Source organism: Ignavibacteria bacterium (genome assembly GCA_025612375.1).
In the GTDB taxonomy this organism is placed as follows: Bacteria; Bacteroidota; Ignavibacteria; order Ignavibacteriales; family SURF-24; genus JAAXKN01.
In genome coordinates this window covers 1-23,455 of sequence record JAAXKN010000008.1, presented here as the reverse complement: position 1 = coordinate 23,455, position 23,455 = coordinate 1, and the positions used below count along the sequence as shown (strand labels likewise).

Genomic DNA, 23,455 nt, shown 5'->3' with positions numbered 1-23,455 from the left:
GTGAAACATTTAAAAACCCGTGAAATAAAGGACATGGGGTAAAATTAGCGTTGAGTTTATACGCCCTTATCTTTAATTTTAATACCTATGTTAAATAACTTGAATGAAGACACTATTACCGCAATTGCAACCCCGATGGGTGTTGGCGCCATTGCGGTTATAAGGGTTAGCGGAGCTAAAAGCTTTGAAATTGCCGACAAGGTTTTTCAGGGTAAAAAGCCTGTTTCAGGCTCCCCATCCCACACGATCCATTACGGCAAAGTTGTGGACTCCAGGGGTGAAGCGATTGATGACGTGCTCATCTCAGTCTTCCGCAGCCCAAATTCCTATACAGGTGAAGACAGTGTGGAGATAAGTTCACACGGAAGTCCCCTTGTTGCAAGCCGCATTGTTGAAGCCCTCCTGCACCAGGGCATAAGGCTTGCTGAACCGGGAGAGTTTACAAAGAGAGCTTTCTTAAACGGAAGAATTGACCTGGCGCAGGCTGAGGCCGTAGCCGATGTTATTAACTCCAGGACCGATGCCGCCCTAAGGGGTGCTCGCAACCAGTTAGATGGCATACTCTCCTCCAGGGTGGAACTCATCAGGACTTCCCTTCTTAACATTTCTTCCCTGATCGAGCTTGAGCTCGACTTTGCCGAAGAAGATATCCAGTTCATGAACACGAGCCAGATCATTAAGAAGATCGATGAGATTGTGCTTGAGATCAGGAAACTCCTTGGCACTTATTCTTTCGGCAAGGTAATCAGGGACGGCATTAATGTCGCGCTTGTTGGAAAGCCTAACGTGGGAAAGTCCTCCCTGCTTAACTACCTCCTTAAGGAATCCCGCGCCATAGTAAGCGAGATTCCGGGTACGACCAGGGATGTTATAAGCGAGGAAATTTTTGTCGAAGGAATTTTGTTCAGGCTCTCAGATACTGCCGGCATCCGCCTGACAGAAGATGTAATAGAAAAAGAAGGTGTAAGACGGAGCCGTCAGGCCGTAAAGGATGCCGACTTTGTGCTTTTCCTCAGTGACGAGGAATCAGGATTTTCAGAAGATCTTTATTCGGAGCTCGGGACTATAACGGAAGATAAAAGGATTATACGGGTCACCAATAAGGTTGATCTCTACCCTGGTAAGGGTCCTAAGGCAGACGTTTTTATTTCCTCAAAAACAGGTGAAGGGATCCATGAACTCCTCCGCCTGATGAAGGAAAGGGCCATAGGCACAGAAGTCTACACGGAAAACGCTGCCGTTGTTTCCAACATGAGGCACTATAAGGCGCTTGAAGATGCCGCAGAAAGCCTCCTTGCGGCAAAGGAATCCTTAAAGGAAAACCTGAGCGGCGAGTTTGTTTCCGTGGACCTTAGAAAGGCCGAGACCAGTCTTGGGGAAATTATAGGTAAAGTTACCACGGAAGATATTCTTAATAATCTATTTTCAAAGTTCTGCATAGGAAAATAATTCCCGGGGAGGAAGCATCTTTCCATGGTGTATTATGCAGAAGAACTTTTTCAGATGAATAACGTTTCTATAGAACTAATGTTTCACGTGAAACATCAAAAAGGACTAATTTTTGAGAAAATTTGATATAATTGTTGTTGGCGGTGGTCACGCAGGCGTGGAAGCCGCAGCCGCAGGGGCAAACATGGGTCTTGAGGTGGGGCTTCTCACCATGGACAGGTATGCCATGGGACGAATGTCCTGCAACCCTGCAATAGGAGGAAGTGCCAAGGGGCACCTGGTGCATGAGATAGATGCCCTGGGAGGCGTCATGGGCTTAATAGCTGACAGGACAGGAATTCAGTTCCGTACACTTAACCTCTCCAAGGGTCCGGCCGTCTGGGCTCACAGGTGCCAGTCAGACCGTAAGCTCTATTCGGAGGAAGCCTGCAGGGTGATTACTTCCATACCCGGAATTACCATAGTGGAAGATACCGTAGTTGAGGCTCTGACGGAAAATAATAAGATGACAGGAGTCATCACCGGAAAAGGTGAAGAGATCGCCTGCCGGGCTCTCGTAATATGCTCGGGTACATTCTTAAACGGCCTCATGCATACGGGACTTACCTCAACCAGCGGCGGGCGCTTTGGTGAAAAACCTGCCGCGGGACTAACCGAGAGCATGATTAAGCTAGGCTTTAAGGCAGGACGCTTAAAAACCGGAACACCCCCAAGACTCCTTAAGAGCTCCATTAACTACAGCATTCTTTCCGAGCAGCCGGGAGATGAAGTGCCGAAGCCGTTCTCCTTAAGAACGGACCTGGCATCATTCCCCAGGCTTCCGCAGGTAAGCTGCCACATAACAAACACCCATGAAGGCACACATAAGATTCTGGAAAAAGGTTTCTCGCGTTCCCCTCTTTTTACAGGTGTCATCCACGGCGTGGGTCCCAGGTACTGCCCTTCCATAGAGGATAAAATAGTGAGATTCAAGGAAAGGAATTCACACCACCTTTTCCTGGAGCCGGAAGGACTTGACAGCGACCTCATTTATGTAAACGGATTCTCCACTTCCCTGCCTGAGGAGATCCAGTTAGAAGCAATTCACTCGGTTAAGGGGCTGGAGGAAGCTGAAATGGTGCGCCCGGGCTATGCTGTGGAATACGACTACTTCCCACCCTACCAGGTGGACCTGACGCTTGAGACAAAGCTTGTTGAAGGGCTCTACTTTGCCGGGCAGATCAACGGCACTTCGGGCTATGAGGAAGCCGCGGCGCAGGGTCTTATAGCAGGAATTAACGCTGCACTTAAAATTAAGGGCGAAGGAGAGTTCACTCTCAAAAGAAGCGAGGCTTATATAGGAGTTCTGATTGATGACCTCGTAACCAAGTCCACAGAGGAGCCCTACCGCATGTTTACCTCGCGCGCCGAGCACAGGCTTCTCTTAAGGCAGGATAACGCCGACAGGCGCCTGCTTGAATATGGCGCCAGGTTAGGACTGATACCCGATGAGACCTTAAGCGAAATGAAAAAACGCGAGGCTTTGATAAATAAAAATATGGATTTTCTCAGGGAATTCAAGCTCCACGCAAAAGTTGTAAACCCTTACCTGGAAAAACTGAATACAGATCCTATTGAATCCACAGAAACAATTGCAAAGCTCTGCAAGCGTCCTGAACTGAAGCTTCAGGAGATTCTGGAGCTGGTTGAGGAAGAAAAACGTAACGGCATCGGTGAACTGCTGAATAACCCCGCGGCATTAGAGCAGGTGGAAATTGAGCTTAAGTACGAGGGCTACATAAAGCGCCAGCAGGAACTGGTTGAAAAGCTGGAGCGGTATGAGGAGATGCAAATTCCTTTAAACTTTAATTATTTACAAATAAAATCACTTTCTTCCGAGGGACGGGAGAAGCTGAGCCGTGTAAAGCCGCGTTCAATAGGCCAGGCCTCCAGAATTTCAGGAGTAACCCCTTCAGATATTTCTATTTTATTAGTATATTTGAGGCATTAATTTTTAAAGTTGTGGAGTTCAGTGGAAAATCAAGAGCTGTATTATAACCAATTAAGCTCCTTTTTCCGGGATAATGGCCTGAATGCTGATCCTTATCAGTTAGAACGCTTATCAATGTATGCCAGTCTGGTAGTTGAAAAAAATCAGGCGGTAAACCTGATATCAAGAAAGGATACTGCTTCGGTAGTCGAAAACCACGTTTTTATCTCGGCATTTATTTCGCACTTCATACCGGAAAAATGTACAAGGTTTCTGGACATAGGCACCGGGGGCGGATTTCCCGGCATCCCCCTGGCTATCATGCGCCCGATGATGAAGGGCGTAATGGTTGATTCTACAACAAAGAAGATCGATGCCGTCCAGGAATTTATAAGCAAGCTTAAGTTAAGTAATGCCTCGGCTGTAAACAGCAGGGTTGAGGCTCCTGAATTTACGGAAAAATTTACAGGCTGTTTCGACCTGATTGTAAGCCGCGCTACAGTGCCCCTTGCAATGCTTTTAAGATACGCTATGCCTGTGATAAAGGAAAAAACAATTCTTGCCTCCTTAAAAGGCGGTGATCTTAAAGAGGAGATCAGGGCGGCGGAATTAAAGTACAAACCGCACATAAGAAAGCTGACAGTCTTTGAATTAAATTATAAACCGACTAATGTCAGAAACGAAAAAGAAAAAAAATTAATTTTACTGGAATTGAACAAATGAGTGCAGATACCAAGAAGTTGTTTGCTGAAATTGCCAGCCTTACAACAGAACAGAGAAACCCGAATTCAATGGATATAGATGCCCGTTCAACCGGCGAGATCCTGAGAATTATTAACAATGAAGATAAGCAGGTGCCCCTTGCCGTAGAAAAAGAAATACCCTATATCGAGCAGGCAGTTGAAATTATTGTTAAAGCATTAAAAAACGGCGGAAGACTTTTGTATTTCGGCGCAGGCACAAGCGGCCGCCTTGGCGTTGTGGATGCCTCTGAATGCCCTCCTACTTTCGGAACACCCTTTGGAATGATTGACGGCTTTATTGCGGGCGGAAAAGAAGCCATGTTCAGGGCACAGGAAGGAGCTGAGGACTACGAGGAAAACGGAGCCAACGACGTCCTGAAAGCTAATGTTACAGATAAAGACGTTGTCTGCGGAATTGCAGCAAGCAGAAGAACCCCTTATGTTGTCGGCGCCGTAAAAAAAGCCAAGGAATTGGGAGCCAAAACGCTCTTTGTAACCTGCAACCCGAGAGAGAATTTTAACATCAAGGAAGTTGACGTTGCCATGTGCCCTTACGTTGGCCCCGAAGTCATCATGGGCTCAACACGCATGAAAAGCGGTACAGCACAGAAACTTGTTCTTAACATGCTTACTACTACAGCTATGGTCCGCATGGGCAAGGTTTACGAGAACATGATGATCGACCTTCAGATGACAAACAAGAAACTCGTTGAACGCTCAAAGAGAATTGTAATGACAATTACAGGCGCCAGCTACGATGAGGCCGCAGAATACCTCCAGAAAGCAGGCGGACACGTAAAGACGGCTCTTGTTATGTTTAAGGCCAATGTTACAGCTGAGGAAGCTAAAATAAGGCTCGAAAAAGCCGACGGATTTGTAAGACGTGCTATTGAAGATAAGTTTTAATTTATTTTATAAAAGTAAAACATTTTATTAAAGAGCGGGCTATGTGTCCGCTCTTTTTATTACCGGGCAACCGGAATCCTCCCTGTAATTTTATGGTTAATTTCAGGCGGGAATTAGTTATGTTTAATTCTTGAAAATTTTTTATCTGAATTTGGAAAACGAAAATGGCAGTAAAACAGAAAATATTCTTACCTGGTTCGGGCGAACAGTTGAGGTTCCTTGAAAATGAAATAACAATTGAAGGAATGGCCTCTGCCGTTTTCGGTTCGGGCAGCGGCACAATTGCCAGGCTCATTCAGGATGATTCGGGAAAAAGTGTTGAACTAATAGTGGAAGACTATGACTCGCTGATACAGGCGCAGCTGGAGATAAAAAATCTGGAAGGCATAAAGGCGCGTATAATGTCTTTTTCGGCAACGGACTTCCCTGACGACTCCTTCGACCTCGTCTATGCGCAGGCGTCAATTTCAGGATCTTCAAGAGTAAAGATACTAAAGGAAATAAAAAGAATTCTTAAGCCCGGGGGCTATCTGTGCGCGGGTGAAATTGTAAAACTCTCAAAGGACACTCCGCGCTTTGTGCAGGACGTATGGAAAAGCTCGGACCTCTCCCCTGTCTACCAGGATGAAATAGAAGACTTCTACAAATCAAAAAATTTTGAAGTCGTAAAAAGTGCGGATATGAGCAGGTCGCTTAAAGAGTTTTACCTGATGGGACAGGAACAGTTAAAGAAAAATGTCAGCCTGATGACAGAACAGGAAAAAAGCTACAACAAGAAACTGATCAACAGAATGAGCCATGAAACCAACGTCTATCTAAGACAGGGCGGCGACAGGCACATCGGCTTTAAGGTACTGATATTAAAAAACGAAAAATAAAATTGAACCAGAAGAGTGGAGAAAAAAGAATTGAAAAAAGGTGATATAATAGAGCTGGAGATTTCAAAGTACGCTTTTGAAGGAAAAGGAATTGCAAAGGTTGAAAAAAGCCTGATCGTTCCGGGAACAGAAAAAAAAGTTGAAGTCGAAATAAATTCTGACGCCGACTATGATGAACTGACATCAGATAAAGATCAGAAAAACTACGTCATCTTTGTCCATGGCTCATACCCGGGTGACAGGGTGAAAGCCATGATAACAAAGATTAAGAAGTCCTATGCCGAAGCTAAAACAGTTGAAGTCCTAAGCGCCTCTGAAGAAAGAACAAAAGCGCCATGCAAATATTTCGGGGTATGCGGCGGCTGCAAGCAGCAGGACCTCAGCTACGGGGCGCAGCTGAAATACAAGCAGGAGCAGGTTAAAGATATTTTTGAACGCCTGGGAGGCTTCCATGATTTTGAATTCCAGGAGATACTGCCTTCAGAAAAAACATTCTTCTACAGAAACAAAATGGAGTACTCGTTTGCCGAGCGCCGCTGGCTTACTAAAGATGAGCTGGGTGATGAAAACGTGGAACGGAATTTTGCACTCGGACTTCACCTGCCGAACATATTCGACAAGGTCCTTGACATAAATGAGTGCCTCCTGCAGTCGGAGGAAAGCAACGGCATTCTTAATTTCACAAGAGACTTTTTTAAGAAAAGAAACACAACGATATATTCAACTAAGACACATTCGGGCTACCTCAGGAACCTCATAATAAGAAAAACGCATCACTCCTCTGACCTCATGGTGAACCTGGTGACTTCAGAAGAAAATGACTCTCTTATGAAGGAGTATACGGAAGGATTGCTGAAGGCGGTTCCTGAAGTGACAACTGTAATAAATAACATCAATACAAAGAAGGCTCAGATTGCAGTCGGCGACTATGAGATAGTATACTTCGGAACGGGAAATATTTACGACACGATAGGAAAATATAATTTCAGAATAAGCGCAAACTCATTCTTCCAGACAAATACACTGCAGGCAGAAAAGCTCTATCACACGGGACTTAAGTTCGGTAAAATTACAAAAGACGACGTTGTATACGACCTGTATTCAGGTGCGGGCACAATATCAATTTATGTTTCAGAGTCGGCAAAGAAAGTCTACGCTTTTGAGACAGTGGAGCCCGCTGTAAAGGATGCCGAGGAAAACAGAAAAATGAATAAAATAGACAACGTGAAGTTTATTACGGCAGATTTGAACCGCTCGTTTTTAGACGTTGTAAAAATTAAGGGCCTCCCTTCTCCTGACGTTGTGATACTGGATCCGCCAAGAAGCGGCATGAATCCCGTTACGGTTAAAGACGTTGTAGCATTAGATCCTGACCGTATCGTCTACATCAGCTGCAACCCGGCCACCCAGGTGCGCGACATAAAAATGTTTAACGAGGAAGGCTACCGCCTGATGAAGGTTCGTCCGGTGGATATGTTCCCGCACACATATCACATTGAAAATGTTGCCCTGCTGGAAAAGTGAGGTTGAATAGCCACGGCCCTTAGGCCGTGGATCAAGAAATCAAACAAAAACGGGCTTTAGCCCCAGATTCTCGAACGGAAGATCTGGGGCTAAAGCCCAAATATTTTTTGGATTATTAAACCCCGACCTGAAGTTCGGGGCTAATCATAAAAGCACAATTAGGCTACAACTGATTCTTCAGTTGGTAGAAAAAAGGCCGGATACGTTTTTTAGTATCCGGCCTTTTTTTGTTTTATATTCCCGAGAGATTTTTATACTGGGAGTAAATGTATTTGTCTAGCCAGCCGTAGAATTCTTTTGCCTCACCCAAGTTAAAGCCTTTATCACGCCACTTTGAAATTAAAGCGTTTGTTTTTGAAACTATCTCTTTTTCCTTTGGAAGAAGCGTCTGTGCAATGCCTGTACCTTTCTTGTTTAGTAAAGCAGACAGGTTAAGATAGTCACTGCCGTTATCCATAGTGGCGGTATAACATTTCTTTTTGAGGTCAAGGGCATATTGGTTAATTGGTGCAGTTTTTCCCTCAGGCGCCACTGTGACCTCTGGAAGCGAGGCTCCGGCCTTAACCCAGACGGGAGTTACAAGCGTCGTCATGGGCCAGCCAAGGACAGTCCAGAGTGTGGTCATATCCGGGTTTTCCCCCGGCTTTACTCCCTGAACGATCATTGAAGAAACAGTGGAGTTACGAACAATATAATCCCTGAAGGGGATGTATTTTACGTCCTTTGTATCTTCCGGAAGATCCATCTTATAAAGGTCCGTTTTAAGAAGAGAGTTCTGGAGGTTGCGGTCGGCATCGTGAAGAATGAACTCCAGTGAAATATTTTTATTTGTGTAATAATTCTTAAAAAGACTTTCAGCCGTGTTGTAGCGTATGTGGCCAAGCCCGTGCTCCTCGTCTCCTGTAAAGGAGAAGTTCGTTCTTATCAGGTATCCGTCGGGTGCAACTTTAGGATCGTTGACGTCAAACTTAACAAAAGAGTAGTAACCTGTTTCATAGTAAGCCGCGCCTCCCTGGGCGTCAATTACGCCGAAGTTTGCGGCTATACCCCACTTCCCTTTTCCTTCCTTTAAGAACTCTTCAAAGTCTTTGAGTGTTGCGCACCTTTCAAGAGCGGCTTTCATAAAAAGCCCTTCCTGGTCGTCCGGCACACCGGCCTTCTGTCCTATGTTAAGATTATAAGACATGGTATTCATAATGCTGAAGCCCGCGCTGTTGCTTCCCATCCAGATCTCACGGCCCAGTGAGTCTGCAGAATTTATTACACCTATATAGTCATATTTGGCTCCGTGATAAAACATGAGCTTATTTTCAATGAATCCCGAATCTCTGTGCTTCCAGAGCAGCGGGCGCCCGTCCGGCGTGGCCTTGCCCGAAACAATTGCCGATGTGCAGGCGTTCGTAATATTAAAAGAGATAATAAGTAATAATAGAGTCACAAGTCTTTTCAAGTTAACCTCCGTTTCAAAAACAATTACTTCAAAAGTAATCAGGATTGGGTGAAAAGTAAATAATAATCAGGACCGATAATAAAATGAAAAATATGGACTCTCATTTTTCATTTTTTAATTAAGCGGGGATTTGATAATTTTGAAACAATTTTTAGGAAAATGAGAGCATGAAAAATATTCTCGTGGTTTTTACAGGCGGCACCTTTTCAATGAAAATTGATGAGACTACTGGAGGCGCCGTACCGCACTTTTCTGGTAACGCACTAATTGAAATGATGCCGGAAATAAACAAGCTGGCAACTATTTCCATCTATGATTTCGGCAAGTACCCGGGACCACATATGACTCCGGAACTGATGCTTAAACTTTCGAAAGACATTCAGGGCTATATTGAAAAAGACCACCCCGACGGCGTTGTAGTAACGCACGGGACGGATACGCTTGAAGAAACGGCATACCTTCTGGATCTTACAATTAAAACTGAAATCCCGATTGTTGTTATAGGCTCCATGAAAAACAGTTCTGAGCCTGACTGGGACGGCCCCCGCAACCTCAAGGATGCAATAAGCATATGCCTGAACCCCAACAGCCGGGAGCTTGGAGTGCTGGTCTGCTTAAACGGCGAGATCAACGCTGCAAGCGAAGTTACTAAAACACACACCGATAACATTGAAACCTTCCACAGCCTGGACTTTGGCGCCCTGGGCTTTGTTGACCGCGGAAGGGTTTTCTTTAACCGCCTTCCAAGGAAGCTTGAACACATTTTGACTGACAGCATAAACCCGAATGTCGACCTCCTGAAAGCTTATGCCGGAATGAACGACAAGTTTTTCAGGTATTCGGTTGACAGCGGTACAGACGGAATTGTTGTTGAAGCCATGGGGGTCGGAAACGTTCCTCCTGCTGCATTTGAAGGAATTAAATACGCCAGGGAAAAAGGCATTCCTGTTGTACTGGTATCACGCTGCCCTGCCGGCGAAACTCTTGACATCTACGGATACCCGGGAGCCGGTAAATGGCTTTCAAAAATAGGTGTAATATTTGCCGACTACCTGAACGGGCAGAAGGCAAGAATTAAAATGATGCTGGCCCTCGGGGAAAGCAGGGATCTGGAAAAGCTGAGGGAATTTTTCAGATAGAAATAAAAGAAATGAAAAAAGGCCTTCGGAAATAATCCCTGAAGGCCTTTTTTAGTACTATTGTGAGATGAATTTATTTTTCAATTCCAAGCAGTTCAACGTCAAAAATAAGTGTTGAGTTAGGCGGAATCGTCTGTCCGGCACCCTGTTCACCGTATGCGAGTTCAGAAGGAATAAAAATCTGCCACTTGTCGCCGACCTTCATCAGCTGAAGGGCCTCGGTCCAGCCTTTAATTACGCTTCCAACGGTAAATACGATTGGTTCGCCTCTTTTATAGGAGTTGTCGAATTCAGTTCCATTGACCAGTGTGCCGCGGTAGTTAACTTTAACCTTGTCTGTTGCCTTTGGTGTTGCTCCGGTTCCTGCGGTAATAACCTTGTACTGAAGGCCGCTGGCCGTAGTCTTAACGCCCTCTTTCGTCTTGTTTGCAGCAAGGAAAGCATCCCCTTCTTTTTTATTCTTATCGCCCAATTCTTTCATCTTTGCAGTCTGTTTTTCCATCATTTCCTTCTGGAATGTCATCATGGTCTGCTGAATTTCAGCTTCTGTTAAAAGATAGAGGCTGTCTTTTCTTATGGCATCCTTTACTCCCTGTAAAAGGGCATCTTCATTGATCTCAATTGACTGTCTCTTAAAAGTTTTGCCTATATCCAGACCTATTGCATAGCTGGCTTTATCCTTTGAAGTCTTGAGATCCTCTTTCTTAAGATCTTTCTGCTGGCAAGCAGCGATACCCACGCTTAAGATAGCCAGGATCGCCATTAATCGAATTTTCATTCGTTCTCCTTTTATAATTTAATCATTTTTGAAAAGTCCCGGTCAAAAACAGGTTACTAACTTAGCTCATGTATACATCATTTGCAATTGATTAGTTCCGGGAGAGGTATACAGAAATTCAGGGTCCGTTTAAGGACCCTGAGGTAAAATTATTTCATTTTCTGGGGCCTGAGCATGTGCTCGGGTGCAAGAAGTTCGTCCAGCTTTTCCCTCGAAAGGAGATTTTTCTCCAGTACGAGCTCGCAGACACCGCGGTTTGTAGCAAGAGCTTCCTTGGCCAGTTCCGTGCAGGTTTCATAGCCAAGAATAGGATTAAGGGCCGTAACAATGCCTATTGAGTCCTCAACTAATTTTCTGCAGCGGGCCTCATTTGCGGTAATGCCCTCAATGCAGCGGTATTTGAGCGTTTCCATGCCGTTTTTCAGCATTTCAATTGATTCAAAAAGGCTCTGTGTTATTACGGGTTCCATAACGTTCAGCTCCAGCTGTCCGGCTTCGGCAGCAAGGGTTACTGTAAGGTCGTTACCGATTACCTTAAAGGCTATCTGGTTTACAACTTCAGGGATAACCGGGTTTACCTTGCCCGGCATAATTGAAGATCCGGGCTGCATCGGGGGAAGGTTAATTTCTCCAATGCCTGCTCTGGGGCCTGAACTTAAAAGTCTGAGGTCGTTTGAAATTTTTGAAAGCTTAACGGCCAGGCGCTTTATTGCCGAAGAATACATTACGAAGGCTCCTGTATCCTGTGTTGCCTCAACAAGGTTCGGGGCCAGTACAACATCAAGACCCGTAATTGACTTGAGGTGGCTGATTACTTTTTCACTGTATCCGGGTTCAGAGTTAATGCCTGTGCCTATTGCCGTAGCACCCATGTTAAGCTCCAGGAAGAGTTTTGCATTCTGCTCAAGGCGCTCAATTTCTTCTCCAAGCGTTACGGCGTAAGCCTCAAAGGACAGTCCCAGTGTCATCGGAACGGCATCCTGGAGCTGTGTGCGTCCCATTTTTATGACGTGCGAAAACTCCTTGGCCTTAGCCTTGAAGGAAAGGATCAGGTTTTTAAGCACTTCAATTAACTTCTTGTTGCTGTAGATAACTGCAATCTTAACAGCCGATGGGTAAACGTCATTTGTCGACTGTGAGAGGTTAACGTGGTTATTCGGGTGGCAGTACTTGTACTCCCCTTTTTCATATCCAAGGATTTCAAGTGCGCGGTTGGCAATCACTTCATTTGCGTTCATGTTTGTTGAAGTGCCTGCTCCCCCCTGAATCATATCGACAACAAAATGGTTGTGATGTCTTCCGTTAAGTATTTCGTTGCATGCCTGTACAATTGCGTCAGTTACAGGTTTTGATAAAAGTCCCAGTTCATAGTTAGAAAGTGCGGCAGCTTTTTTGACCATTGCCAGCGACTGTATTAAAACCGGGTACTGGGCAAGTGTAATACCGCTGATGTTAAAATTTTCAAGTGCGCGGAGGGTCTGAACGCCGTAATAAAATTCCTGTGGCACCTCGCGTTCGCCCAGAAGGTCATGTTCCAGGCGTGTTCTGCCCGATTCAAATTCCGCGGCAGCATTAACCATATGGCTGTTGGTCTGTTTCATGCGGCGTGAAATAACCCTTGCAATGCGTGATAAGATCTTGCTCCCAAGTGCGGAGTTCTGTTTAAAGAGCTCATGGAACCTTTCCCTGCTTATTTCAAAAAGCGTGGAATTTAAGAGTGTTCTGGCGCTTGTCGAGTGCGGGGAGTCGTCCATCAGGGCACCTTCCCCCAGAAAATCGTACTTTGAGAAGAAGGAAAGGCGTTTTTCTTCGCCGAAAGGAGTTTTCTTAAAAAGTTCGATCTCGCCTTCATAAATAATGAAAAGGTTTTTACGCGGTGTGTTCTCGGCAAAAACAATGGAATTGGCCGGGTAAGTCTGAACATCTATCTCTTCTGAGAGCAGTCTGCGTTCATCTTCGGTCAGATCCTTAAAGAGCTCGATTTCCTTAATGAATTCATTAATGACACTTTTTTCCATTTAACAAGTCTCCATTAAAATTTTCCAGTCAGCCTGGAAATTAGAAAATTATTTTCGCTATTAAAATAAGCAAATTTACCGGGGTATACATAAAAAGAAATAAGATAAACAGAAAATTAATCTGTGTAAAAGGCGGGAAAAAAGAATGCTGTTAATAAAACATGACGGCATGAATACTTTGTAATTTCTCCATGCCGTTGTGTTATTTCCCATGCTGCCCGGGAAAATCAAGTGCTATAAATTCTAGCGCCAGTAAGTTAATATAAAACCCATGGACATGAAGCCAAGCAGGTGATAGCCGGCATCAATAAACTGCAGTTTTACTTTTCTTTCTTCAAATATAAAGGAGACTCCGACCGTAAGGGCCAGAATAGAAATCGAGAGAATAATTCCAATCCACATTCCCCCTGTTACTGTGCTGGTCTTAGCAAAACAGATAAAATAATCTAAAATGAGGGCAGCAGTAAGTGTGGAAAGGAAAGCAATGGTTAAAATCTTGGAGGTGTTTCTTTTGTCGTTATTTTTAATATAGTTCATTTGGAGCCACTTATGTCCGAAGGTTTTCGGAGTGTACCAGGCGGCACCTAAAACAAAATAAGCGCATGCAGCCATAAAAACTGCGGGGTAGTCAATCTGCGATAATATGGTAATAGGCATAGATAATCTCAAAAAATTCAAAAAATCGTTTTCAAATATAATCATCGGGTCTGAAAAAATCCGAAACTGCCATATTATCGGCACGGAATCAGGAAAGTTTATTGCAGAAAAAAATGCCCTTTAAAAGGTGACTGCCGGGGCGAATAGTATTGTTATTTTTTAGGCTTCCATACCGGGCCGTAGCCCATGCCTATGAGTGCCGGTTGTTTTGTTTCCAAATCAATGACGTAGAGGTAGGAATCCCACTGAACCCAGGGGACAGGTAAATCAACATTCTTTGAAAAAGCAAAGAATTTGTCATCAGAACTAAAGGCAAAGGGGTTAAAATCTATCCCTTCGTTATTTTGTGTAATTCCGAACAATTCGGTTTTTATGCCGCCTTCAAGAAGGAATATTTTAGATAAGAATTGACGACCCGACTCTTCGAATGCAACTTTTAAATAATCACTAGAGAATTTTGGAAAGTGATAGGACTGGCCAGGATCTGCAACTGCGAGCGTATCAAGCTTTTTAGTTTCCGTGTTAAATGTCAAAAGCAGGTTGGTAATCTGGGGAGTCGGATCGGCCAATATTAATAGTTCATGCCTGAAAGGATCAAAGTCAAATACGTTGACATAGTTTTTCCCAAGTGTCTTTAAGTCAAGAATGAGTTCTTTTGAAGAGTTGTCTGTGTTTGTCTTATATATATTGTAACCATCCTTATAGATAAAAGAATAACCGTCGCCGTAAAAGTAATAGCGATACTCTTGATTAAGCAATTTACGCTTATTGCTTCCGTCTGCATTCATTATGTATCTGCCGCCGTAATAGACTATTTGCTTACCATCGGGTGTCCATTCAGGGTAATTCCCCCCTCCTAGATTTTTTATTGTTTCTTTTTCTAAGTCAGAAAGGTATATCTGGCCGGAGTTCTCGAAAGCCAGATATTTCCCATCGGGCGACCATGCTGCACCATTCCCCCAGGAATCTAAGGACAGGTTCTTATTTATTGCTCCAGTAATGTTGCTTTGGAATATCGCCTGTTTACGGTCGATAAGCTTAGTATAGCAAAGAACATATTCACTGTCTGCTTCTTTTACTGTAAAGTTTAATACCGTATCTCCCTGAAGCGTCTGTGAAATGATATTCTTTTCAAATACCTGCGGTTCTGTAGCCTGGAGGCTTTTAATTGTAATATTAAATGCCGCTGCACTTAAATATTCTTTTCTTAACCTATTCTGCTGTGAATAAGTTATTTTAGGAGCTGAAAAGTTTGCCGTGGAGCTTCCGGTACCGAAGATCATCTTTCTTACAAGCGACTGCCTGCCTGATAAAAGCTGGCAGAAGTAAACTCCTGCTGTCACTCTCTGGCCTGAACTGTTCTTCCCATCCCAGATTATTTTGTACTGGCCCCGGGACTGCTCTCCCGGAGTAAATGACTTTATTTCCCGTCCAAGTATATCAAATATCCTGAGGGTTACTTCCGGCTGCTTTTCCAATAGCTGATATGGAATAGATGTGGAGGATGAAAATGGATTTGGGTAATTCTGATCAAGCCCTATTGTATTTACTGTTACATTAAGCGGGCTTTGGTTATTTACACCGGTTGTAATGCCGAGTTTGTAAGTGCCCAGGATATCTGTAAGTGCGGAATATTTAATGGAGGTATCTGTTGAACTTACAAAAGTTATTAAGGCATTGCTGACCGGCATATCGGATGCCGTAATTTTGCCCTCAATATTCAGGATTTGCTGTGAAAATAAATTGCCGTATGAAAAGAAGAGGATTAAACACAACAGTGTTTTGTAGAAATTAAGGCAGATAACTCTCATCGCATTATGTCCCGGTTTACTTGGGTAAAATCAGTGTTCTTATAATTTGAATATAAAACAGATCTTGTGATTTTAACCTGAAGAAAATATTATAGCTTAAATAACTGAATACTTCTATGTATAGTAACTTTTTCCAGTTCTATTATAACTTTCATTAGTAATAATTATTAAACCATCCGGGGACTAATCTGTCTGCACATCGGATCCAAAGGCATAACTATTGTAAACTCAAAGGCATTTCAAGTTGGCAACAATGAAAACATTCCGCCTCATTAATCAATAATCGTTCCACAGGTAAAAAGTCTTGTTTTTGCATATAATGATAATTTATTAATGTGTCTCGAATTGTAACTTTATTAAAACAATAAAAGGATTTTATCAGATTAATAACTCGCCTAACGCAAATAAGGTGAAAATAGTGTAATTAGAAGGAATCGATTTCCCCTTCTTCTTAGTATAGAGGGATAAAAATGCCAAAAGCTCAAATACGTTTTTTAATCCGTCTTTGAGCTTTTGTTTTTCAAGCTGGGAAGGGGGAAGCTTTCATCCCCCGGTATAAATAAGTTTATTTGGTAGTGAAACTCTTATCCGGAGAAATTAACCTTTCTATGGCCGGAACTACCATAATTTCTGCCTGTCCGCGCGGTTTTTTAGCCCTTTCAATTAAGGATGCCTGTTCACTCTGCCAGCTCTTGTCAAGTGACTTGCCGGAGTGCAGAGTCTCCAAAGCCGTAAGTCCGGTCTGAGAAAGCTCAGAAAGGTCTGAAGACATCGACTCAATTTCCTTAAGTACCGGCGACTGGTTTATAACCGTAAGAAGGCTCTTGTGGTTTTCCTTCCAGAGCGTCAGCCACATTTTTAAGGCGTTATAGGAGGCATCGTCATTTGTCTTCAGGAAACTGTCAACAAGCTTTCTGAAGTCGCGCACTGTCTTGGGATCGGGCACTGCGGCGTCTACCAATCTTGTGTATGGCGAATACTGTGTGTACTTAACCCCCTGAGAATGCCTGGCATAAAGCTTTACTGGTTCCACAACATCTACAAAGGTCTTAAGGGGTGTGGTGTCAGCATAATTTGACAGGCGGCGGAGCATCATCCCCTGGTTTTTAATGTGCATAAGGCCAAGTTCTTCAAGATAGGGACTTATGGCATCCATGCGGCGGTACATATCCTCAACGTCGTTTACCGACTGAGGCGACCAGAACCTTTCGGCAATGGCTGCCGTGCGCGGCCAAATGCGTGAATCCACGTTCTCGGGAGTTACAAGTTCAGCCCACTGTGTAACTTCCCCGCCCATGACGAGCTTCTTCTCATCTTCTGTTAAGGGGGAGTTTGCCGGAATAGGATCGTTCAGGTAATGGAAGTCTGTAGGCTGAATAAGATCAATATAATATCCGTTTGAAAGGATTACCTGGAAGCCTGCCTTTGCGGCGTCAGCCAAGCCTTTTTGTCCGCGCCAGGACTGTATGACGATATTTTTCGGAAGGTCCGGCTGCTGGATTTCATCCCAGCCTATCATCTTCTTGCCGTATTTGGTTAAGATCTGAAGGATTCTTTTGTTAAAATAGGCCTGAAGAGCGTGATTATTCGGAATATTGTTTTTCTTCATGAACTGCTGGATTTCGGGATTGGTGTTCCACTGCTTTCCGTTATTCTCATCTCCGCCTATGTGCATATAAGGATCCGGGAAAATCTTTGTCACTTCGGCAAAGAACTTGTCGAAGAATGTGTATGTGGCTTCAATTGTAGGGTTGAAAGTAGGATCGAACACTCCCCATCTCCTTTCAACCTTGTAAGGCCCGGGAGCGCTTGCCAGTTCAGGGAACGCTGCAAGATAGCTTGTTGAATGTCCGGGGATGTCAAATTCGGGAATTACGCGTATACCGCGGTCGTTTGCGTACTGAAGGACCTCCCTGATCTCTTCCTGTGTGTAGTAAAGACCGTCTGAAGCAATCTTTGTAAGTTCGGGTATTGTTTTTAATTCAACGCGGAAGCCCTGGTCGTCGCTAAGGTGCCAGTGGAATACGTTCATCTTTACAGCTGCCATACCGTCAATATTGCGTTTCACAACATCAACCGGCATAAAGTGGCGTGCAGCGTCCATCATGAGCCCTCTCCACTGAAAGCGCGGATTGTCCTCAATCTTCATGCAGGGGATGTAGTAGCCGTCCTGGTCAACCGAAAGAAGCTGAACAAAAGTTTCAAGACCCCTCAATGCGCCAAGGTCATCTGTGGCGTTAAGGGTTACTTTTCCGGGTGTGACTTCAAGAGTGTAGGATTCATCCTCGTTTAGTTTTACTTCACCCGGTCTCTGGCAATTAATATAGAAAGAAACCGTATCGGACTGTGAAGCTTTTGTAATAAAGTCCTGCTGGAAGAAAAGTCCCGTTCTCCCGGAGAGTCTTCTTAATATCCTTGTAGCATAAGGATAAAGCCTCTCGTTAGGGCTGCCTTTTACTGACATTGCAAATTCAGGGGTAAGGCGGAACTTGCCTTCGCTTAAAGATATCTTAGCCGGCATAGGCATAAGGTTTAGTTTAGTATCCAACTGTCTGCCGGATAAGATTGCTGCTGAAAAAAGTAGCAGGAATGAAATTTTACTGAAAATTTTCATAGTACCTCTTGGAAAGAAAGTTTAAGTCTTTGTTCAACATTAAAAAGAGCGCTTTCAGGGCTCTGGAATTTTGCGTACTGTGCTGATGAAAATACGCCATTTCGAAATATAAAGAAAGAATAACTTTTTAAAAAGAAAATTGCCCGTGCCCTCTTCCGGCACTGATAATTCTCTTTTTTAGCCCCGAGGGGGTTTTCCGCCTTTCAGGTTTATTTATTATATTTGCAAAATAATTATTAACAGATGGCTCTTTTTGTGATAAATAAAAGCATTCTACTTATCCTCCCGGCAAAGGATTTTAACGAAGAGGAATTCTTAACCGTTAAGAATACCTTTGAGAAAAAAGGCTTTAAGATCTTTATTGCCTCGGACAGCAATACGCTTTGTACGGGTAAGTCGGGACTGAAGGTTAAGGCTGACATAAATTTTTTTAATATCCATGAATCCAACTTCGCCGCCATTGTTTTTACCGGTGGACAGGGAGTAAAGGATTACTGGAATAATTCAATTCTGCACAAGACGTCACAAAAATTCTTTAACTCCAAAAAACCTGTTGCCGCAATCTGCAGCGCTCCTGTAATCCTGGCAAAGGCAGGACTCCTGAAGGGCTTACCCTCAACCTGTTTTCCGGATGATAAAAAAGAGCTGGAAAGGATGGGCGCTGAGTACAAGGACACGCCCGTAGTAGCAAGAAAGAAAATTGTTACGGCGCAGAACGCACAGGCCTCGCTGGAGTTTTCTGAAGCCATTATAGCTCTGCTTTAGCAGAATTATTTAAGAACTCTTACCAAGAGATGAGTGTTATTTAAAGATATTATTGAAAGGCGATATGGACCAGTTGAATAATCAGTATTGCAGCAGTTTAACCCGGTATAATAGATTCAGAACACGTGAAGTAAAGATTGGCGACGTTCCTCTAGGGGGCAATAACCCCATCCGCATCCAGTCGATGACCACAACAGACACCATGAACACCATTGCCACGGTCGAACAGACTATCAGGATGGTTGATGCCGGCTGTGAATACGTGCGCATTACGGCGCCCAGCGTCAACGACGCGCAGAATCTCCTCGAAATAAAAAAAGAACTTAAGAAAAGGGGCTGTAATGTGCCTCTTATTGCCGACATACATTTTACGCCAAATGCAGCAGAGCTGGCAGCCAGGATTGTTGAGAAGGTAAGGGTTAATCCGGGCAACTACGCCGATAAGAAAAGATTCAAGAAAATCGACTTTACGGAAAATGAGTACCAGGCCGAGCTGGAGAGGATCAGGGAGCGCTTTACTCCCCTGGTAAAAATCTGCAAGGAATATGGAACGGCAATGAGGATCGGGACTAATCACGGCTCCCTGTCGGACCGCATCATGAGCCGCTACGGCGACACCCCGCTTGGAATGGTTGAGTCGGCTCTGGAATTTTTAAGGATCTGTGAGGATCTGGGCTATCACGATATAGTCCTTTCAATGAAGGCCAGCAATACGCGCGTTATGGTTCAGGCTTACAGGCTCCTGGTTAAAAAGATGACTGAAGCCGGAATGAACTATCCCCTGCACCTGGGGGTAACGGAAGCAGGCGACGGAGAAGACGGCAGGGTTAAATCCGCTGCCGGCATTGGCACCCTCTTAGAAGACGGCCTTGGCGACACAATACGCGTTTCCTTGACGGAAGACCCCGAGCATGAATCCCCCGTTGCAATTCAGCTTGCCAACAGGTATAAAAACAGAAGCGAGCATAAAGATATTCCTCCTGTTGTAACTATCCCCATCGATCCGTTCACATATAATAAAAGAAAGAGTTTTTCTCTTGAGGGCCTTGGAGGCGATAACGTTCCAAGAGTATTTGCCGATTACAGCAATTTGGAAATAAAAAGCCCGAAGGATCTGGAGGCAATAGGATATTCTTACAATCCCCAGTCGGATAAGTGGAACCTTAAGGATGCCGCAGCCGACTTTATCTATCTTGGAAGCCGGACAATTCCATTTGAACTTCCACTCAACCTGATGGGTGTATATGATTACAGCTTCTGGAGGAAAAGGAGGTCCGGATATCCTCTCTTTACATTTGAAGAATATTCATGCGCCGGGGAAAAATCTTCGGAACTAAATCTTGTACTTACAGATATAAATAATATAGATAAGCTCGAAGCACTTAAAGAAGATAAAACTGCCGTAATAGTACTGGTAACTGAAAACCTCCACGGCATGGCGGAACAAAGAAGGATCATCTTTGAAATGATAAACAGGAGCGTAAATAATCCTGTTATAATAAAAAGGTCCTATGGTGATCTCGATCAGGAAAAGTTCATGCTCTACAGCTCAACTGATTTTGGCGCCCTATTAATTGACGGCATGGGTGACGGCGTCTGGGCGGATGTTACACTTCAGGACATGAGGCCCTGGGAAGAAAAAGAATCTGTAAACAGAATTTTATTCGGCATACTTCAGGCCTCACGCCTCAGGATATCAAAAACAGAATACATCGCCTGCCCTTCCTGCGGACGCACGCTCTTTGATCTTCAGGAAGTGACGCATCAGATAAGAAAACGTACAGGGCACTTAAAAGGCGTAAAAATCGGCATAATGGGGTGCATTGTAAACGGCCCCGGTGAAATGGCCGATGCCGATTACGGCTATGTCGGCTCGGGAGTAGGAAAGATCACATTATACCGCGGACAGACAATTGTAAAAAGAAGCATCGATTCTGCCCTGGCCGTGGATGCCTTAATTGAGCTTATAAAGGAAGACAACCGCTGGGAAAACCCAAAGGAGATGTAGGTCCTTTTTTACCCGAAAACGCATTGCCCTAAAAGGGCCGAATTTTATTTTTTATAGTGTTGAAAATATCTTGTCAATCGTGTATTTTTGTTTTAGAATTATGGAAAACAAAATTTCAATATTACACTTTCTACAGAAAATTAAAACCGGAAAAGTTTAGATAAATTTATAAAAATGCACTTCCCCTAAAGGGAGTGCATTTTTTTTCTTATGACAGCAAAAGATCTTATAAAACATATTGAAAACTGGGCGCCTAAAGAAGCTGCATGGCAGAAAGATAATCCCGGGTTGCAGGCGGGATCTTTAGGAAACGAGGTGGCAAATATTTTTCTCTGCCTCGAGCTCTCCGAAAAAGCCCTCGAGGAGGCGATAAAGAAAAAAAGCAACTTCATCTTTACGCATCATCCTCTGATCTTTCAGCCTCTTAAGAAAATAGATACTCAGAACGATAAAACCTCCAGACTCATTGAGAAGCTCCTCATAAACCAAATCACCCTCTACTCGGCCCATACAAACCTAGATTTTACAAAAAACGGTGTAAGCTATCACCTGGCAAAAACCCTCGGACTTAATAACATCAGATTCCTTGAACACGAAGAAGCCAACCAGATGAAACTTGTTGTCTTTGTTCCTGAAGATAATCTCAGGGAAGTCTCAGATGCCATTTTTGCCTCGGGCGGCGGAGTAATAGGAGAATACTCCAGCTGCAGCTTTAAGAGCACGGGCCGCGGCACTTTCCTTGGATCTCAGGAAACAAACCCCGCAATAGGACAGGCCGGAAACTTCGAAGAAGTAAGTGAGGTAAGACTGGAAGTTATAGTGGATAAATGGAAGCTGAAGGGCGTTATATCATCAATGCTGAAAGTGCATCCTTATGAAGAGCCTGCCTACGACATTTATCCTCTTAATAATATGAATGCCAACTACGGCTTTGGCGCCATAGGTGAACTTGAACGTGAAATGGATGAAAATGAATTTTTAGCTCACACGGCAAAGTGCCTTAAAACAGACAGCCTGCGCTTTACTATGGGCCGGGGTGTGCCTGTAAAAAAAGTAGCTCTCTGCGGAGGAAGCGGCTCCGACCTTATCCCCGCTGCCATGGCATCGGGAGCCGAAGCCTACGTGACGGCCGACATAAAGTACCACACTTTCCAGGACGCCGAGGGAAAGATCCTTCTGGTGGATGCCGGGCATTATGAGACGGAATTTCCCGTCCTTGAAGAAGTAAAAAGAAGACTAGAGAATTTTATAAAAGATAAAGATGCCGATATAAATGTTTATATATATAGCGGAACTACAAACCCCGTAAAATTTTTTCATAAATAAGGAGATAGATAAAATTGATAAATCGACTAAAAACACTGTATGAACTGCAGCTTATAGATGACCAGCTCGATGAACTCGAAGAGCTGAGAGGAGATCTTCCAGCTGCAGTAAATGAACTGAAGGGACGCATTCAGGGACTTAAGGACCAGAAAGACCAGAAGCAGGCTGAGCAGCAGGCTTCTATCGATAAAAGAATGAGCAATGAAGAAGAGATAGAACACTTAAAAGCAAACCAGAAAAAGTTTAAAGCCCAGCTCTACCAGGTAAGAAACAACAAGGAATATGACGCTCTTACAAAAGAGATTGATCACATAGACGAAGACATAACAAAGCTTGAAGCCCAGAACACCGCCCTCGAGGAGCTGATACAGAAACTTAAAATTGAAATTGAAGACATCAATCCCCAGCTCGATACACTTGAAGAGGAAATGAAAGGCAAAGAAGCCGACCTGAAGGAAATCATCAAAGCCAACGAAAAAGAAGAAGCAAAGTTAAGCACAAAAAGGCAGGCCGTTGAGGTCGAGACCAAAAAGCCCGACTACGCTGCTTATATGAGAATCCGTAAGGCAAAAGGCGGACAGGCTGTTGCAACAATCAGGCGCAGTGCCTGCACAGGATGCCACAACGTTGTGCCACCGCAGCGTCAGCTTGAGATCCGTCAGAACAGAAGGCTTTACAACTGCGAATACTGCGGCAGAATCCTTGTCTCGGCAGAAATAGCCGACCAGGTAGAAACAGCCGTAAAATAAGTGCTGAAGCTTTTTCGGAAATTTCAGGGCTGAAACATTTCAGGATCAGAACAACTTTTTTTATAAGACCCCGTAAAGGCTTTAATGCCTGCCCGGGGTCTTTTTTTTAATATAACAACAAGTGACTTTCACAAATGAATCGTTCATTTAGCAAAATATCCGCCTGTTTTCTTGCTGCCTCTGAATTCTATTAATCCTTTTTCTCTCAGCTGTTTTAAGCGTCTTTCTATTGTCTTAAATGGTACTGCGGACTCAGTGGATATTACAACCGCATTCCAACCTGGATTGCTTTGGATCATGGCTAGTAAAGATTTTAAACCCTCATTTAAACCCTCACTTATACCCTCATTTATACCCTCACTTTTCGGCTTCAACACAGATTTCCGGCGGAATGAAGCGATAAAGATATCTCCCACAAGTATAAACTCGGTATCCGGTTCCTTCTGTATAGGCACTCTATTATGCCTAAAAGTAAAACTTTAGAGCATGTTTTGTCGTTTATTTATACGTGGGTATTTATTAAATTATGCGGAAGATAAAACAGGCCTCAGCCGTGTTTTTTTATGAGAAATGAACATTTGAAAATTACGTATCGAGAGAGTCCCGGAGGGACGAGTTGTATAACGGGTAGACACGTTAGTCATTTTTTTACAAGTCGCTCCGCCGGAGCT

18 protein-coding genes are annotated in these 23,455 nt (G+C 43.9%); 11 read left to right on the top strand and 7 right to left on the bottom strand.

From position 1 onward, the window contains the following. Positions 1 to 87: 87 nt before the first annotated feature. From mnmE to rlmD, 6 genes are all read left to right on the top strand, one after another. Positions 88 to 1,449, top strand: a complete 1,362-nt coding sequence (gene mnmE, locus HF312_07610; GenBank protein ID MCU7520071.1) for a tRNA uridine-5-carboxymethylaminomethyl(34) synthesis GTPase MnmE — start codon at positions 88 to 90, stop codon at positions 1,447 to 1,449. A 112-nt stretch (positions 1,450 to 1,561) separates the two neighbouring features. Continuing rightward, positions 1,562 to 3,439 carry a tRNA uridine-5-carboxymethylaminomethyl(34) synthesis enzyme MnmG gene (gene mnmG / locus HF312_07605; protein ID MCU7520070.1) on the top strand — a complete coding sequence of 626 codons (1,878 nt, stop codon included), beginning with the start codon at positions 1,562 to 1,564 and terminating at the stop codon, positions 3,437 to 3,439. A gap of 21 nt (positions 3,440 to 3,460) precedes the next feature. Beyond that, the gene (gene rsmG, locus HF312_07600) at positions 3,461 to 4,141 is read left to right on the top strand and encodes a 16S rRNA (guanine(527)-N(7))-methyltransferase RsmG (GenBank protein MCU7520069.1); all 681 of its coding nucleotides are present in this window, start codon (positions 3,461 to 3,463) and stop codon (positions 4,139 to 4,141) included. After that, positions 4,138 to 5,067, top strand: coding sequence for an N-acetylmuramic acid 6-phosphate etherase (gene murQ, locus HF312_07595; protein MCU7520068.1), 930 nt, complete (start codon positions 4,138 to 4,140; stop codon positions 5,065 to 5,067). The genes rsmG and murQ overlap by 4 nt, the downstream gene beginning before the upstream one ends. Positions 5,068 to 5,231: 164 nt before the next feature. After that, positions 5,232 to 5,945 carry a class I SAM-dependent methyltransferase gene (locus HF312_07590; GenBank protein ID MCU7520067.1) on the top strand — a complete coding sequence of 238 codons (714 nt, stop codon included), beginning with the start codon at positions 5,232 to 5,234 and terminating at the stop codon, positions 5,943 to 5,945. 30 nt (positions 5,946 to 5,975) lie between these two features. Continuing rightward, on the top strand, positions 5,976 to 7,469 hold the full coding sequence (gene rlmD / locus HF312_07585) for a 23S rRNA (uracil(1939)-C(5))-methyltransferase RlmD (GenBank protein ID MCU7520066.1): 1,494 nt from the start codon (positions 5,976 to 5,978) through the stop codon (positions 7,467 to 7,469). Positions 7,470 to 7,701: 232 nt separating this feature from the next. Here rlmD and HF312_07580 read toward each other — a convergent pair whose 3' ends face one another. Further along, entirely contained in the window at positions 7,702 to 8,919 is a 1,218-nt protein-coding gene (locus HF312_07580) for a hypothetical protein (GenBank protein ID MCU7520065.1), read from the bottom strand. Between the two features lie 167 nt (positions 8,920 to 9,086). On the opposite strand from HF312_07580, the gene HF312_07575 reads away from it, so the two are divergent. Next, positions 9,087 to 10,058: an asparaginase gene (locus HF312_07575; GenBank protein MCU7520064.1), complete on the top strand. Its 972-nt coding sequence runs from the start codon at positions 9,087 to 9,089 to the stop codon at positions 10,056 to 10,058. Positions 10,059 to 10,131: 73 nt separating this feature from the next. Here HF312_07575 and HF312_07570 read toward each other — a convergent pair whose 3' ends face one another. From HF312_07570 to HF312_07550, 5 genes are all read right to left on the bottom strand, one after another. Next, positions 10,132 to 10,836: an FKBP-type peptidyl-prolyl cis-trans isomerase gene (locus HF312_07570; GenBank protein MCU7520063.1), complete on the bottom strand. Its 705-nt coding sequence runs from the start codon at positions 10,834 to 10,836 to the stop codon at positions 10,132 to 10,134. A gap of 149 nt (positions 10,837 to 10,985) precedes the next feature. Continuing rightward, positions 10,986 to 12,854: an aspartate ammonia-lyase gene (aspA, locus tag HF312_07565; protein MCU7520062.1), complete on the bottom strand. Its 1,869-nt coding sequence runs from the start codon at positions 12,852 to 12,854 to the stop codon at positions 10,986 to 10,988. A gap of 243 nt (positions 12,855 to 13,097) precedes the next feature. Continuing rightward, entirely contained in the window at positions 13,098 to 13,511 is a 414-nt protein-coding gene (locus tag HF312_07560) for a DUF1761 domain-containing protein (protein ID MCU7520061.1), read from the bottom strand. A 152-nt stretch (positions 13,512 to 13,663) separates the two neighbouring features. After that, on the bottom strand, positions 13,664 to 15,322 hold the full coding sequence (locus tag HF312_07555) for a T9SS type A sorting domain-containing protein (GenBank protein MCU7520060.1): 1,659 nt from the start codon (positions 15,320 to 15,322) through the stop codon (positions 13,664 to 13,666). A 565-nt stretch (positions 15,323 to 15,887) separates the two neighbouring features. Continuing rightward, a complete protein-coding gene (locus tag HF312_07550; GenBank protein ID MCU7520059.1) occupies positions 15,888 to 17,936 on the bottom strand; it encodes a family 20 glycosylhydrolase in 2,049 nt (682 codons plus the stop codon). Between the two features lie 255 nt (positions 17,937 to 18,191). Here HF312_07550 and HF312_07545 point away from each other — a divergent pair, with 255 nt between their 5' ends. The 4 genes from HF312_07545 to HF312_07530 all read left to right on the top strand — a co-directional run bounded on the left by HF312_07545 (position 18,192) and on the right by HF312_07530 (position 22,784). Beyond that, positions 18,192 to 18,701 carry a DJ-1/PfpI family protein gene (locus HF312_07545; GenBank protein MCU7520058.1) on the top strand — a complete coding sequence of 170 codons (510 nt, stop codon included), beginning with the start codon at positions 18,192 to 18,194 and terminating at the stop codon, positions 18,699 to 18,701. A 73-nt stretch (positions 18,702 to 18,774) separates the two neighbouring features. After that, on the top strand, positions 18,775 to 20,709 hold the full coding sequence (gene ispG / locus HF312_07540; GenBank protein MCU7520057.1) for a (E)-4-hydroxy-3-methylbut-2-enyl-diphosphate synthase: 1,935 nt from the start codon (positions 18,775 to 18,777) through the stop codon (positions 20,707 to 20,709). Positions 20,710 to 20,919: 210 nt separating this feature from the next. Beyond that, entirely contained in the window at positions 20,920 to 22,035 is a 1,116-nt protein-coding gene (locus HF312_07535) for a Nif3-like dinuclear metal center hexameric protein (protein MCU7520056.1), read from the top strand. A gap of 14 nt (positions 22,036 to 22,049) precedes the next feature. Beyond that, positions 22,050 to 22,784: a hypothetical protein gene (locus tag HF312_07530; GenBank protein ID MCU7520055.1), complete on the top strand. Its 735-nt coding sequence runs from the start codon at positions 22,050 to 22,052 to the stop codon at positions 22,782 to 22,784. A 143-nt stretch (positions 22,785 to 22,927) separates the two neighbouring features. Here the strand turns inward: HF312_07530 and HF312_07525 are convergent, their stop codons facing one another. Next, entirely contained in the window at positions 22,928 to 23,239 is a 312-nt protein-coding gene (locus HF312_07525; protein MCU7520054.1) for a hypothetical protein, read from the bottom strand. Positions 23,240 to 23,455 lie beyond the last annotated feature (216 nt).

Excerpts from the sequence above, each read along its gene's own strand:
- HF312_07575 (MCU7520064.1), top strand. The coding sequence starts at position 9,087 with ATGAAAAATATTCTCGTGGTTTTTACAGGCGGCACCTTTTCAATGAAA.
- HF312_07590 (MCU7520067.1), top strand. The coding sequence starts at position 5,232 with ATGGCAGTAAAACAGAAAATATTCTTACCTGGTTCGGGCGAACAGTTG.
- HF312_07555 (MCU7520060.1), bottom strand. The coding sequence starts at position 15,322 with ATGAGAGTTATCTGCCTTAATTTCTACAAAACACTGTTGTGTTTAATC.
- HF312_07550 (MCU7520059.1), bottom strand. The coding sequence starts at position 17,936 with ATGAAAATTTTCAGTAAAATTTCATTCCTGCTACTTTTTTCAGCAGCA.
- mnmE (MCU7520071.1), top strand. The coding sequence starts at position 88 with ATGTTAAATAACTTGAATGAAGACACTATTACCGCAATTGCAACCCCG.
- HF312_07560 (MCU7520061.1), bottom strand. The coding sequence starts at position 13,511 with ATGCCTATTACCATATTATCGCAGATTGACTACCCCGCAGTTTTTATG.
- aspA (MCU7520062.1), bottom strand. The coding sequence starts at position 12,854 with ATGGAAAAAAGTGTCATTAATGAATTCATTAAGGAAATCGAGCTCTTT.
- HF312_07570 (MCU7520063.1), bottom strand. The coding sequence starts at position 10,836 with ATGAAAATTCGATTAATGGCGATCCTGGCTATCTTAAGCGTGGGTATC.
- murQ (MCU7520068.1), top strand. The coding sequence starts at position 4,138 with ATGAGTGCAGATACCAAGAAGTTGTTTGCTGAAATTGCCAGCCTTACA.
- HF312_07535 (MCU7520056.1), top strand. The coding sequence starts at position 20,920 with ATGACAGCAAAAGATCTTATAAAACATATTGAAAACTGGGCGCCTAAA.